Raw genomic sequence first — 13328 nt, 5'->3', positions numbered from 1 at the left:
CACAACCGAACTCGTAGGGAGTACCCCGTGGCCCAGATCGATGCCGTAGGCGCACGCGAAGTCCTCGATTCCCGAGGCAACCCGACGGTCGAGGTCGAGGTCCTCCTCGACGACGGCGTGGTCTCGCGCGCGCTCGTCCCGTCCGGCGCCTCCACCGGTGCGTTCGAGGCGTACGAACTCCGCGACGGCGACGCGAACCGCTACGGCGGCAAGGGCGTCCTGAAGGCCGTCGACGCCGTCCTCGACGAGATCGGCCCGGCGCTCGAGGGCTTCGACGCCACCGACCAGCGCCTCGTCGACGCCGCGCTCATCGAACTCGACGGCACCGAGAACAAGTCCCGCCTGGGTGCCAACGCGATCCTCGGCGCCTCGCTCGCCGTCGCCCGCGCCGCCGCCGACTCGGCCGACCTGCCGCTGTTCCGCTACCTCGGTGGCCCGAACGCGCACACGCTGCCCGTCCCGCTCATGAACGTCGTCAACGGTGGCGCGCACGCCGACACCAACGTCGACATCCAGGAGTTCTTCCTCGTGCCCTACGGCGCCGAGAGCTTCTCGGAGGCCCTGCGCTGGGGCGTCGAGACCTACCACGCCCTCAAGGGCGAGCTGAAGAAGCAGGGTCTCGCGACCGGCCTCGGCGACGAGGGCGGCTTCGCCCCCGAGCTCGCCTCGAACCGTGCTGCGCTCGACTTCCTGCTCGCCGCGATCGAGAAGGCCGGCTTCACCCCGGGCAAGGACATCGCGCTCGGCCTCGACGTCGCCGCGACCGAGTTCTTCCACGACGGCAAGTACGCGTTCGAGGGCAAGCAGCTCTCGAGCGAGGAGTTCACCGGGTACTTCTCGGACCTCGTCGCGAACTACCCGCTCGTCACCATCGAGGACGCCCTGGCCGAGGACGACTGGGAGGGCTGGAAGCACCTCACCGCCGAACTCGGCTCGAAGCTGCAGCTCGTCGGCGACGACCTGTACGTCACGAACCCGAAGCGTCTGCAGCGTGGCATCGACGAGCAGGCCGGCAACTCGATCCTGGTCAAGGTGAACCAGATCGGCACGCTGACCGAGACCCTCGACGCCGTCTCCCTGGCGCACCGCCACGGCATGACCGCGATCCTGTCGCACCGCTCGGGCGAGACCGAGGACACCACCATCGCCGACATCGCGGTGGCCGTCGACGGTGGCCAGATCAAGACCGGTGCCCCGGCCCGTTCGGACCGCGTCGCGAAGTACAACCAGCTGCTCCGCATCGAGGAGGAACTGGGCGACGCCGCCGTCTACGCCGGCCGCACCGCGTTCCCCCGGGCCGCTGCGCTCTAGGTCGCACCCGCACCACCACGAGACGCCGCCCTCCTCCGGGAGGGCGGCGTCTCGCCGTTCCCGGGCGCTCCCGTCGTCGTCGAGCTGATCCGCCCTCGCTCTCGACCCGGTCTGCTCTCGCCCTCGAGCGGGCCAGATCTGCGACGCTCGGCGCTGCATTCCGACGGTCATCGCTCGCTCGGTGGACGTGAGCGGCATGTCCTTCCCGCTCGGCAGCCGGTTAGCCCACAGCCGGCCAGCCAGCCGGTCGGTCAGCCAGCCAGCCTGGTGGCCCTCCGGGGGACGGGAGGCGCGTGGTGGCCGTGCGCCGCGCCTCCCGGCCGCTGGGAGGGTGCCGAGCGACGCACGACGGTCCGCGTGCCGGGTCACGTGACCGTGCCGCGCCGGGTTATCGTCGAGCCGTGCCCAGCCAGAAGCCCCGCGTCCGCCGCATCCCCGTGGCCGTGCCGGAGTCCGGTGCGCACGAGCAGCCCTGGTACCGGTCCATCCGGTTCTCCGGCTTCAGCCTCCTCATGCTCGCGATCATCGTGCTGTTCGTCGTCGTGCTCGCCCCCTCGCTGCGGACGCTCATCCAGCAGCAGGAGCAGATCGCGCAGCAGCAGCGCGAGGTCGCAGCGCAGAAGGCCGACGTCGCGCAGAAGAAGCAGGACGTCGCGCGGTGGGACGACCCGGCCTACATCGAGGCCCAGGCCCGCGACCGGCTGCTCTACGTGTACCCGGGCGAGGAGAGCTACCTCGTGATGGGTGCGGAGCAGGCGAAGGGGTCGGACCGGACCGAGACCGACTCCGGCAGCCCGGTCAGCTCGATGGTGCAGACGCCGAAGGTCGACTGGGTGCAGGCGATGCTGTCCAGCGTGCTGCAGTCCGGGTTGACCGAGAAGACCACCGAGGAGCTCGTGGCCCCGGACGTCTCCGGCACCGGGGACCCGACCGGCGCCGCGACGAGCGACAGCAAGTAGGGCAGCCGGGGCGCCGCGGCGTCACGGAGTGGGACGGCGACCCGGACTCGGGTAGGCTCACGTGCCCGTGACGACCCCTCCCTTCGATCCGCCGTCCGACCGCGACATCCAGGTCGTCTCGGCGCAGCTCGGGCGACCGGCCCGCGACGTCGTCGGGATCGCTGCACGGTGCGCCTGCGGCAACCCCACCGTCGTGTCGACGAAGCCCCGACTCGCGAACGGCACCCCGTTCCCGACGTTCTACTACCTGTGCCACCCCGCCGCCACCGCGGCCGTGAGCACGCTCGAGGCGAACCACGTCATGCCCGAGCTCGCCGCCCTGCTCGAGGACGAGACCGTCGCGGCGCAGTACCGCGCGGCCCACGAGTCCTACCTGGCGGACCGCGAGTCGATCGAGCACGTCGACAAGATCGACGGCATCAGCGCGGGCGGCATGCCCACCCGCGTGAAGTGCCTGCACGCGCTCGTCGGCCACGCCCTCGCTGCCGGACCCGGCGTCAACCCCATCGGCGACCTCGCGCTCGAGCGCGTGGACTGGTCGCCCTCCCGCTGTGAGTGCCGGGCGTATGATGGCATCGCAGACGCTGGAGTCGGGGCGGGTGGCGGCGAAGACTGACCAGCCTCCCGGCAAGCAACCACCCCACTCCAAGGAGATCATCCCCCGTGCCCAAGATCCTCGTCGTCGGCGGCGGCTACGCCGGTTTCTACACCGCCTGGAAGCTCGAGAAGCACCTGCGTCAGGGTGAAGCCGAGGTCACCATGGTGGACCCGCTGCCGTACATGACGTACCAGCCGTTCCTGCCCGAGGTCGCCGCCGGTTCGATCGAGCCGCGTCACGCGATCGTGTCGCACCGTCGTCACCTGAAGAAGACCCGTGTCGTCACGGCGAAGGTCACGAAGGTCGACCACGCCACGAAGACCGCGACGATCACCCCGGCCGAGGGCGAGGCGTGGGAGGAGTCCTACGACCAGATCGTCATGACCGCCGGTGCCGTCTCGCGCACCTTCCCGATCCCGGGCGTCGCGGACGAGGCCATCGGCCTGAAGACCATCGAGGAGGCCGCGGCGATCCGCGACAAGATCCTCACGAACTTCCACAAGGCGGCGAACCTGCCGGCCGGTCCCGAGCGCGACCGCCTGCTCACCGTCGTCGTGGTCGGCGGTGGCTTCGCCGGCATCGAGGTGTTCGCCGAGCTCCGCTCCTTCGCGTCCGACCTGCTGAAGAGCTTCCCGCAGCTGTCCTTCGACGACACGCACTTCCACCTGGTCGAGGCGATGGGCCGCATCATGCCCGAGGTGTCGCTCGAGACCTCGCACTGGGTGCTCGAGAACCTCGCGTCCCGCGGCGCGACGGTGCACCTCGAGACCCAGCTGGCCTCGGCCGAGGGCGGCGTCTGCCAGCTCAAGGCCAAGGACGAGTCGATCGAGACCATCGAGTCCGACCTCATCATCTGGACCGCCGGTGTCATGGCGAACCCGATGGTCAAGGGCACCGACTTCCCGCTCGAGCAGCGCGGTCGCATCCGCGTGCAGCCCGACCTCCGCGTGGTCGACGACAACGGCGTGATCGCCGACGCGTGGGCCTGCGGTGACGTCGCGGCCGTGCCGGACCTGACCGGTGGCGGTGTCGGCGGCTTCTGCGTGCCGAACGCCCAGCACGCCGTGCGCCAGGCGAAGCAGCTCGCGAAGAACCTGGTCGCGGTCGTCCGCGGAGAGGCGACGACCGACTACAAGCACGAGAACCTCGGCGCCGTCGCGGGCCTGGGTCTCGGCACGGGTGTGTTCCAGTCCGGCAAGTTCGCCATGAAGGGCTTCCTGGCCTGGGGTGCTCACCGCGGGTACCACGGCCTGGCGATGCCGTCGTGGGAGCGCAAGTGGCGCGTCATCGGCGACTGGGTCGGCGGCTTCTTCCTGGGCCGCGACATCGCGTCGCTCGACGACCGTGAGACCCCGCGTGCCGCGTTCGAAGCCTTCGCGTCGCGCCCGAAGCCCGCTGCCGCCGAGGAGCCGAAGGCCGTCGCTGCCCCGGCTCCGGCGGAGGGTCAGCCGGCCGACGCGGCCGGTCCCGCGTACGCCACCCCGGCCGAGGACGTCTCCAAGGACGCTGCGCCCGTCGCGGCCCCGGCCGACGCCAAGTAGCACCAGCACCAGCACCGACGGCCGTCGCCCCACGTGGGCGGCGGCCGTCGTCGCATCGGTAGGCTGTTGCGGCCCGCCCCCGTGGCCCAATCGGTAGAGGCACGCGACTTAAAATCGCTGAGTTGTGGGTTCGAGTCCCACCGGGGGTACGCGAGGCGCGGGTGCGCCGCCGGCCGCGCTGGCCGCGCCGCCGCGCCGCCGCGCCGCCCGCCCCGCCGCGTACCGGCGGGCGAGTCTCGGCTCCGCGGACGGTTTCGCGGGTCTACCGTCGCGAACGTGTCCGCACAGGCGAGTCTCGTGCGAGCGCCCCGCCCGCCCGGAGCCCCGCCCGCCCGGAACCCCGCCCGCACAACCCCGCCCGCACAGGCCGGAGCCACCCGCCGCTCGCCGCCGCGCAGTAGCATCGACGTCCGTGGTCGGACTCGGAAGCGCTCTCGCGAACCTGCGCAACGCGCTCAACCGACCCGAGGCGCACGTCGAGGTCGTCGACGGCGAGACGGTCCCCACCGGGATGCTGCTCGGGACCCTCGGCGCCCTGCTGCTCGACGCCGGCAGCTCCGTCACCGACGTCCGCTCCGCGCTCGAGAAGGCCCGCGACGCCGCCGGGGTCGGACCGACGCTCGCCGTCGGTGTCCTGCCCGCACTCGTCATGGTCAGCGAGGTCGCCACCGGCGCCGCCACCATCGTGAACGCCGAGGGCGTCGAGCTCTCGTCGCGTCAGGCAGCGCGGGCGAACCGCCTCGTGCTCGGCCTGGAACGCGGGTCCATCGCCCTCGCCGAGATCCCCGCCCGGGTGCGTGCGATCCGGACCGGTACCGTGCCGCCGCCGGCGCTGCCGTGGATCACCGGGAACGCCCTCACCTCGGTCGGACTGGCCGTCGTGTTCCGTTGCCCGTGGTGGGCGATCGTGCTCGCGCTCGTCGTCGGTGCCCTGGTCGGTGTGCTCAGCCTCGTGCTCCGCCGCTTCCGCGAGGCCGTCGCGATCATCCCGTTCCTGGCCGCGTTCATGTCGACGAGCGTCGTCGGCCTCGTCGCCGCCGGCACCGGGTTCGACCACGTGCCCCTGTTCGCGGTGTGTGCGCCCGTCGCGGTCTTCGTGCCCGGCGCGCTGGTCACGAACGCGCTGCTCGAGCTGACGGCCGCCGACATCGTGACCGGAGCCTCGCGCCTGGTGCAGGGGCTCATCACGCTCGGCTTCATGGCCGCCGGGATCGCCGCGGGGAGCGCCCTCACCGGCCTGCGGGTCGACCCGTCGTCGGCGGCCCTCGTCGGCGAGGTCGCCGGCGTCGGCACGCTCCGCGGTGGTTGGGAGGCCGTGCCGTCCTACTGGGTGTCCTGGGTGGCGGTGGCAGGCCTCGCCGTCGGCCTCGGGCTCGTGTTCCGCTCCGGCTGGCGGCTCACCGTCGTGTCCGTCGCCGTCATGATCAGCGCGTACGCGGTCGTGAGCGGGACGACGCCGGTGTGGGGCAGCGTGGTCGCGACCGGAGCTGCGGCCGCGCTGCTGTTCGTCGCGACGCGGTTGCTCGAGCGTGTGGTCCCGGTGATCCCGGCGACGGTGTCGTTCTTCCCCGCGTTCCTGCTGCTCGTGCCCGGCACCGTGGGACTCGTCGCGGTGACCACGTTCGACCCCGTCGCGCTCGGCACGCCCCTGGCGACGTTCGTCAGCCTGTGCATCGGGACGAAGATCGGCGGCCTGCTGCCCGGTCTGTTCCGGCGGAACGTCCCGCACCGCGTGGCCTGAGACCTGGGGCGCGCGGCGGTCGGGAGGCGCGCAGCCGCCCCGTCACGCGCCTCTCGTCCGACCGGTGCGGGCCGGGAGGGGCGTGGCGGGCGAGCCCGGCGTCTCCCGTCCGGTGGGTGGCGGGCCGGGAGGGGCGTGGCGGGCGAACCCGGCGCCTCCCGTCCGGTGGGTGGCGGGCCGGGAGGCGCGTGGCGGTCGAGCCCGGCGCCTCCCGTCCCGTGGAAGGACCGGTCAGCGGTGCTGTGCGGCGGTGCGCGAGCCGCGCAACCAGATCCAGCAGCAGGCGACGGCGGCGGCACACAGGGCGGACGCCACCGCGGTCTCGGTCGGTGAGGGGACAGCGGGAGCGCCCGCGCCCGCCGTCACCGCCGCCAGCGCGACCCCAGCGGCGGTGAGGCCGACCCAGCGCGCACGCGCCCCGGCGACGAGCACCGCACCCGTCGACCCGGGCAACGGCAGCAGCGACACGACGAGTGCCCCGACCGCGCCGACGCAGAGCGTGGTGGCGAACTCGGCCGTCAGCGTCGTCCAGAAGCCCGACCCGTGCACCAGCGAGTGCAGGACCCAGCCGACGGTGGCGACGCCGAGCAGCGCGGCCGAGCGGGCCGTGGCGCTCCGGACCCCGCGGGCGAGGCTCGAGCCCAGTCGCAGGGCGGCGGTGTCGGCGCCGGGGCGTCCGACCGGGACGAGGACGGCCCCGACGACCAGGGCGGGGGAGAGGTCGGTGACGCGGGTCAGGGCGCAGCCCAGCACGGCTGCGAGCACGAGCCAGGGGGAGACGCGGAAACCGACGGCGGCGCGGTCCTTGCCGGCCGCCCAGCGGGTGGCCAGGACGACGACCCCGGTGGTGACCGCCGAACCGAGCAGCACCGCGAGCGCGAGCCGGACGTAGCGGGCCTCGAGCGCGACGCCGACACCGAGGAGCGTCGTGACGACCACGATCCCGACGCCGACGGCCGCCGCGGCCCAGGCGGGCAGGACCTCGTCCCCGAGTCGTCGCTCCGTGCGCGAGCGGTTGCGGCCGAGCAGCGCGGCGAACGGGTTGCGCAGGCGACCCCGGGCAGCGGCGCCGACCACCGCGAGCGGCACGGCGACGAGCACGAGGAACCCGGCGGCGACGCCGGTGGCGAGCAGGACGGTGCCCCACGAGAACGAGGCCTGGATCGTCGGGACGCCGCGGTCGTAGGCGGTGTCGGCGGTCCAGTCGCCCGCGGGGCCGGACCAGTCGGGCACCCCGCTGGTGCTGCCCCCGGCGCCTGCCGTGCCGCTGCCCCCGGCCGTCCCGCCGCCGCTCGTGCCGGTGTCGGTCGGGGTCCCGGTGCCGTCCGTCGTACCGGACGTGTGGTCGTCCGACGTCGTCCCCGGCGCGCCGGACGACGACGTCTGCCCGCCCGCGGCCCCGGAGGCACTCGCGCTCGGCCCGGCGCTCGGCGCTGCGGTCGCGTCGCTCAGCACGACGCGGACCCCAGACGACGACGGTGAGGAGTTGCCCGCGGCGTCCTGCTGCATCGCGCTCACCACCCGGGTCCCGGCGGGTGCGGTCGCGCCCGTCGTCGTGCACGCCCACCGGCCGTCGGCACCGACGTCGGAGCGGCACACCGGCGAGCGGTCGACGTACACGGTGAGGACGGCACCGGGCTCACCGGTGCCGCGCACGGTGAACGGCTGGGAACGGACGCGCTCGTCGGACCCCGGCGTGGTGACGACCGGTGCTGCCGGGGCGGTCCGGTCCACGACCACCGTCCGCGGGGCCGAGGAGGCGCTCCGCAAGTCCGAGCGGAAGCCGTTCGCGGTGCTCGCGGTCTGTGCCGCGGAGACCGCGATGCGCCCGTCGCGCGTGCTGCCGGGCAGCGGGACGGTCCAGTGACCGCCGGCGTCCACCCGCGCGGTGCGGTCGGTCGGGGTGCCGGAGACCGACACGGCGACGGTCGCTCCGGGCAGGCCGGTGCCGGACACGGGACCCGAGGTGGGACCGTCGGTCGTGACGGCCGGCGGGACGACGACGTCCGAGGCCGGAGCGCGGGACGACCCGAGCGCGGCGTCGGTCTCGTCGGCGACCGTGAAGACCTGCTGCGGGCCCGAGCGGACGGTGGCGATGCACGACCAGGACCCGTCGGTCGCCACGGTCGTCGTGCAGCCGCTCGAGCCCGTGGCCGCCGGTCCGGTGACGCGCAGCCGGTGCCCGGGGGTCCCGGCGCCGTGCAGCCGGACGGTGGCGGTCGTGACGTCGCCGGGGTCGGCGATGCTCGGGCGGACGGCGGGGCGGTCCGTCGGCGAGGGCGCCGGGGAACCGGTGTCCGGTGGCAGGGTGCCGAACTGGGGGAAGGGCGTCGGGGAGGCGGTCCGGGGCGCGTCGCCGTCCTGCTGCGGCACGGTGTCGGTGGTGGACGTCGTGGTCGTCGCGGTCGCGGACGTCGTCGCGGGCGCGGCTGCGGCGGGCTGTGCGCCGAGCAGGACCGTCCCGGTGGCGAGCACCGTCACCAGCGCCGCGGCCAGCAGCCCGACGCGCGATCGGGGTCGACCGACGGGACCGCCGCCCCCGACGGTCCCGTCCTGCACGTTGTCCCCGAGCCTGTCCACCGTCTCCATCACACGCGATCATCGGGCTCGGGTCAATCCACCACCCGGATGATGTGTCCCGGGACCGATCCCCGGCGGGGGTCCCCGGACGGTGGGTGTGCGCCACTCGGGAATCCCCCGTGAACCAGACTGCGCGAACGGGTCGTGCCGGTGCGCCTCGGTACACTCGTGGACGGTCGTCCCACGGCCACGCACCGGCCGCGGTCCCACTGCGCCGGACCCGAAGCGCAAAGGAGTACGCCCAGATGGACACCGGACTCGTCACGACGCTGATCGTCGTCGGAGTGGTGGTGGTCCTGCTCGTCGTGGTCGGGATCTACCTCTGGGTGACCTACAACTCGCTCGTCACGCTGAAGCTGCGCGTGGACGAGGCGTGGAGCGACATCACGGTGCAGCTGAAGCGCCGCGCGGACCTCATCCCCACCATCGTCGAGACGGTGAAGGGGTACGCCGCGCACGAGAAGTCCGTGTTCGAGTCGGTGACGCGCGCCCGCGCCGAGACCCTCGGCGCATCGGACGCCTCGAGCGCCTCGGTGGCCGAGGGGCACATGCAGAAGGCCCTGAAGGGTGTGTTCGCCGTCGCGGAGGGCTACCCCCAGCTGCAGTCGAGCCAGAACTTCCTGCAGCTGCAGTCGGAACTCGTCGACACCGAGGACAAGATCCAGTCCGCCCGGCGCTTCTACAACGGTGGCGTGCGCGAGCTGAACACGAAGATCCGGGTCTTCCCCAACTCGACCTTCGCGAAGAGCAAGGGCTTCAGCGAGGCGACGTTCTTCGAGACGGCCGAGCCTGCGGCGATCGCCGAACCGCCGCGCGTCCAGTTCTGACGTCGACCGGGGCGGCCTGACCCGTGTACAGCGCCATCGCGCGGAACAAGCGCAACACCGTCGTCATCATCCTGGTCTTCCTGCTCATCGTCGGGGCGCTCGGGTTCCTGGGCGGCTACCTCGCGGGCAACGTCTCCGTGGGCGTCATCGTGCTCCTCGTCGCGCTCGGGTACGCGGTGCTCCAGTACTTCCTGGCCGGGCGGCAGGCGACGGCCATCGCGGGCGGCATCGAGATCGACCGGAACACGGAGCCGCGGCTCTGGCGGACGGTCGAGAACCTGGCGATCACGAACGGCATGCCGATGCCGCGGGTGTTCGTCATCGAGGACCCGGCACCGAACGCCTTCGCCACCGGACGGGACCCGGAGCACGCGATCGTCGCGGCGACGACCGGACTGCTCGCGATCATGGACGACAGCGAGCTGCAGGGCGTCATGGCCCACGAGCTCGGTCACGTCAAGAACTTCGACATCCGCGTCTCGACCATGGTGTTCGGCCTGGTCGTCGCGGTCGGGTTCCTGGCGGACGTGCTCCTGCGCATCTCGATCTTCGGCGGGCTGAGCGGGCGCGGGCGGAACAGCGACTCCGGGGGTGGAGGCGGCAACCCGATCGTCCTCGTCGCGGGGATCGTGGCCGTGCTCGTCGCCCCGATCGCGGCCGCGGCGGTGCAGGCGGCCGTCTCGCGGCAGCGGGAGTACCTCGCCGACGCCACGGGTGCGATGACCACGCGGTACCCCGAGGGACTCGCCCGTGCGCTGGAGAAGCTCCAGGCGCACGGCCGACCGACCCGGTCGCAGAACTCCTCGATGGCGCACCTGTGGATCGCGGACCCGATGCGACCGGGCCTGATGGACCGGTTGTTCTCCACGCACCCGCCGCTGCCCGACCGGGTCGCGCGACTCCGGGGGAGCCTCGACCGGTTCTGACGGGCGCTGACGCCGTCGCCGCCGTCGCTGCGATGCCGGCGCCGAGACGCCGGTGTCCACACGAGACGGACTCGTGCCGGCGAGACGCCCTCGGAATCCGCGGCGTCTCGACGACGATGCGGTGTCTCGACGACGAAGCGGTGTCTCGACGACGATGCGGCGTCGCCGCGACGGAGCGGCGGGTGACGGGACCTCGACCCGAGCCGGACGGGCGGGGCGGACGGGCGCCGTGCCTCCCGGCCGCTGGTCACACGACCGTGTCGTCCTCGGGAGCCGGAGCATCGGCGTCGTCCGCCGCCTCGTGCGGGACGAGCGCGACCCCGAGCGCCGCGGCCACCGCACCCGCGGCGGTGCCGCGATCGGTGACCTCGACGCCGTCGAGGCCCTGCCACGCCGCCGCCCGCCGCAGCGTCTCGGCGAGGCGCTCCGCGTCGAGGTGCTCGCCGGGCTCCTGCCAGGCCGTCCGGACCCGGAGCACGCCGCGCTGCCGATCGCTCTTCAGGTCGACGCGTCCGGTCAGCCGGTCGTCCTGCAGGACGGGCAGCACGTAGTAGCCGTACACACGCTTCGGCGCCGGCGTGTAGATCTCGATGCGGTAGTGGAAGTCGTACATGCGCTCCGCGCGACGCCGGAACCACACGACGGGGTCGAACGGGCTGAGCACCGCGTCGGCGGCGACGTGGCGTGGGACCCTGGCGTCGACGTGCAGCCAGGCACGGTCCCGCCAGCCCGCCACCCGCACCGGTACGAGTTCGCCGCGCTCCTCGAGCTCCGTGATCGCGGCGGCGGTGTCGTCCGCACGCAGGCGGAAGTAGTCGGCGAGGTCCGCGCGGGTCCCGACCCCGGACGCGCGCGCGGCACGCCGGACCAGCTCCGTGACCGCGGTGTGGCGGTCGGGCGCGGCCTCGAGCGTCCCCACCGGCAGCACCTGGTCGGGCAGGGCGTAGACACGCTCGAACCCGGCGCGTCCGGCGCTCACGACCTCGCCCCAGCGGAACATCTGCTCGAGCCCCGCCTTCACGTCGCTCCACCCCCACCACGGCCCGCGTCGGACGTTCGCCTCGTGCTCGACCGCGCTGGCGGGCAGGGGCCCCTCGGCGGCGAGCAGTGCGCGGAGCTCCCGGCGGACGCTCGCGGTCCGTTCCACGCCGGCGATCCGGTTCGGTCGGGCGTCGCGTTCGCGGTACGCGTCCATCCGCCACCGGAAGAGCGGGAGGTCGGTCCGCGGCAGGAACGCCGCCTCGTGCGCCCAGTACTCCGCGTAGGGGCCGGAGCGCCGCATGGTGAGCCGGTCCAACGTGTCCCGGTCGTAGGGACCGAGGCGGGCGAAGAGGGGCAGGTAGTGGCTGCGTTCGAAGACGTTGACCGAGTCGATCTGCAGCAACCCGAGCCGGCCGATCGTGCTGGTCAGGGTGCGGGTGCCCACCGCGTCGCGCGGGGGTGCGCCGAAGCCCTGGGCCGCCAGCGTGACGCGGCGGGCCTCGGCGGCGGAGAGCGTGGTCCGGACCATGGCACGACGCTACCGATCGACGCCGACACCGGGGTCGGGCCGATGTATGCCGCATCTGGAACACACACCGGCACGCGTCGGTACACTCACCGCATGGCCTGGGGAAAGAAGACGCATCCGGATCCCGTCGTCGAGCAGGTCGTGCCGACGGGCATGCGGATCGCGGGGGCGTGGTCCTGGCGCGTGCTCGTGGTCGTCGGCGTGGTCGCGGTCTTCATCTACCTCGTGACGCTGTTCAGCGAGGTGCTCATCCCGTTCCTCATCGGGATCGTCGTCGCCGCCCTGCTCGTGCCGCTGTCGAACTGGATGCAGCGCCACCACGTGCCGAAGTGGATCGCCGTCGTGGTCAGCCTCGTCGGGGGCCTCGCGGCCGTCGGTGGACTCATCTGGCTCGTCGTCGACCAGATCGCGGCGGCCTACCCCTCGCTCCGCGACCGGACGCTCTCGCAGTACGACAACATCCGCGAGTTCGTCCTCAGCTCCGGTCTGGGCATCAGCCAGTCCGACCTCAACAACTACCTCAACCAGGCGACCGACTGGCTGTCGAGCAACTCCGGCTCGATCCTGTCCGGGGTCGCGAGCGCGGGATCGTCGCTGACGCACCTGCTCACCGGGTTGTTCGTGGTCATCTTCACGGTGATCTTCCTGCTCATCGACGGCAAGAACGTGTGGCGCTGGACCGTCCGGCTGTTCCCGAAGAACGCCCGCGCCGCGATCGACGGCGCCGGGGTCGCCGGGTGGACCACCCTGACGAGCTTCATCCGCGTGCAGATCTTCGTCGCGTTCGTCGACGCCGTCGGCATCGGCATCGGTGCCGCCGCGCTGCAGCTGCCGCTCGTCATCCCGATCGCCGTGTTCGTGTTCCTCGGCGCGTTCATCCCGGTCGTCGGCGCCATCGTCACGGGCTTCCTCGCCGTCTTCATCGCCCTGATCTTCAACGGATGGGTCGCGGCGCTCGTCATGCTCGGCGTGATCCTCGTCGTGCAGCAGGTCGAGGGGCACATCCTGCAGCCGCTCGTCATGGGCAGCGCGGTCAAGGTGCACCCGCTCGCCGTCGTCCTCGGCGTCACCGCGGCGTCCGGGCTTGCCGGCATCGCCGGAGCGTTCTTCGCGGTGCCGCTGATCGCGACCGTGAACTCGATGGTCACGACGATCGCGAGCGGCCGGTGGAAGGGGCTCGACTCCGACCATGTGCTCGAGGCGAAGCAGCGCGACCACCACGCGAGCGTCGAGGCGAAGAAGCGCCGTCGTTGGCGGAAGCGCCACCCCGACGGCGTCCCGGCCCCGGGCAGCGACGAACAGCCCACCGCCACCAAGGGGACCGCGGGCTGAGCG

The 13328-nt window shown here is 72.9% G+C and carries 10 protein-coding genes and 1 tRNA gene; 9 read left to right on the top strand and 2 right to left on the bottom strand.

Features of this window, described 5'->3' with window-relative positions; all coding sequences use genetic code 11:
• The first annotated feature begins 27 nt into the window (after positions 1-27).
• The 6 genes from eno to ACIQFY_RS09285 all read left to right on the top strand — a co-directional run bounded on the left by eno (position 28) and on the right by ACIQFY_RS09285 (position 6150).
• Complete coding sequence (gene eno, locus ACIQFY_RS09310) at positions 28-1311, top strand: phosphopyruvate hydratase (protein WP_058728084.1); 1284 nt, start codon at positions 28-30, stop codon at positions 1309-1311.
• Between the two features lie 401 nt (positions 1312-1712).
• A complete protein-coding gene (locus tag ACIQFY_RS09305; RefSeq protein WP_326495671.1) occupies positions 1713-2270 on the top strand; it encodes a septum formation initiator family protein in 558 nt (185 codons plus the stop codon).
• Between the two features lie 67 nt (positions 2271-2337).
• A complete protein-coding gene (locus ACIQFY_RS09300; protein ID WP_400339560.1) occupies positions 2338-2886 on the top strand; it encodes a DUF501 domain-containing protein in 549 nt (182 codons plus the stop codon).
• Between the two features lie 47 nt (positions 2887-2933).
• On the top strand, positions 2934-4409 hold the full coding sequence (locus tag ACIQFY_RS09295; protein WP_066652606.1) for an NAD(P)/FAD-dependent oxidoreductase: 1476 nt from the start codon (positions 2934-2936) through the stop codon (positions 4407-4409).
• A gap of 75 nt (positions 4410-4484) precedes the next feature.
• Positions 4485-4558: transfer RNA gene (locus tag ACIQFY_RS09290), tRNA-Leu, on the top strand.
• A 263-nt stretch (positions 4559-4821) separates the two neighbouring features.
• Positions 4822-6150 carry a threonine/serine exporter family protein gene (locus tag ACIQFY_RS09285; RefSeq protein ID WP_400339557.1) on the top strand — a complete coding sequence of 443 codons (1329 nt, stop codon included), beginning with the start codon at positions 4822-4824 and terminating at the stop codon, positions 6148-6150.
• A 231-nt stretch (positions 6151-6381) separates the two neighbouring features.
• Here ACIQFY_RS09285 and ACIQFY_RS09280 read toward each other — a convergent pair whose 3' ends face one another.
• Complete coding sequence (locus ACIQFY_RS09280) at positions 6382-8739, bottom strand: Ig-like domain-containing protein (protein WP_400339554.1); 2358 nt, start codon at positions 8737-8739, stop codon at positions 6382-6384.
• A gap of 236 nt (positions 8740-8975) precedes the next feature.
• On the opposite strand from ACIQFY_RS09280, the gene ACIQFY_RS09275 reads away from it, so the two are divergent.
• Together ACIQFY_RS09275 and ACIQFY_RS09270 are read left to right on the top strand one after the other, a co-directional pair.
• Positions 8976-9557 (top strand): LemA family protein, encoded by a 582-nt coding sequence (locus ACIQFY_RS09275; protein ID WP_066652615.1) that lies wholly within the window; start codon positions 8976-8978, stop codon positions 9555-9557.
• A 23-nt stretch (positions 9558-9580) separates the two neighbouring features.
• Positions 9581-10483: a M48 family metalloprotease gene (locus tag ACIQFY_RS09270; protein ID WP_326495674.1), complete on the top strand. Its 903-nt coding sequence runs from the start codon at positions 9581-9583 to the stop codon at positions 10481-10483.
• A 247-nt stretch (positions 10484-10730) separates the two neighbouring features.
• On the opposite strand, the gene ACIQFY_RS09265 is transcribed toward ACIQFY_RS09270, so the two are convergent.
• Entirely contained in the window at positions 10731-11993 is a 1263-nt protein-coding gene (locus ACIQFY_RS09265; RefSeq protein ID WP_326495675.1) for a DNA glycosylase AlkZ-like family protein, read from the bottom strand.
• Between the two features lie 93 nt (positions 11994-12086).
• On the opposite strand from ACIQFY_RS09265, the gene ACIQFY_RS09260 reads away from it, so the two are divergent.
• Positions 12087-13325 (top strand): AI-2E family transporter, encoded by a 1239-nt coding sequence (locus tag ACIQFY_RS09260; protein WP_326495676.1) that lies wholly within the window; start codon positions 12087-12089, stop codon positions 13323-13325.
• Positions 13326-13328 lie beyond the last annotated feature (3 nt).

The organism is Curtobacterium sp. NPDC092190 (assembly GCF_044755625.1).
Taxonomy (GTDB): Bacteria; Actinomycetota; Actinomycetes; order Actinomycetales; family Microbacteriaceae; genus Curtobacterium.
Note: the sequence above shows the minus strand (reverse complement) of the source record. Positions and strands in the feature narration are given on the sequence as shown.

Coding starts and splice junctions, on each gene's coding strand:
- ACIQFY_RS09280 (WP_400339554.1), bottom strand. CDS start 8,739: ATGGAGACGGTGGACAGGCTCGGGGACAACGTGCAGGACGGGACCGTC.
- ACIQFY_RS09275 (WP_066652615.1), top strand. CDS start 8,976: ATGGACACCGGACTCGTCACGACGCTGATCGTCGTCGGAGTGGTGGTG.
- ACIQFY_RS09265 (WP_326495675.1), bottom strand. CDS start 11,993: ATGGTCCGGACCACGCTCTCCGCCGCCGAGGCCCGCCGCGTCACGCTG.
- ACIQFY_RS09260 (WP_326495676.1), top strand. CDS start 12,087: ATGGCCTGGGGAAAGAAGACGCATCCGGATCCCGTCGTCGAGCAGGTC.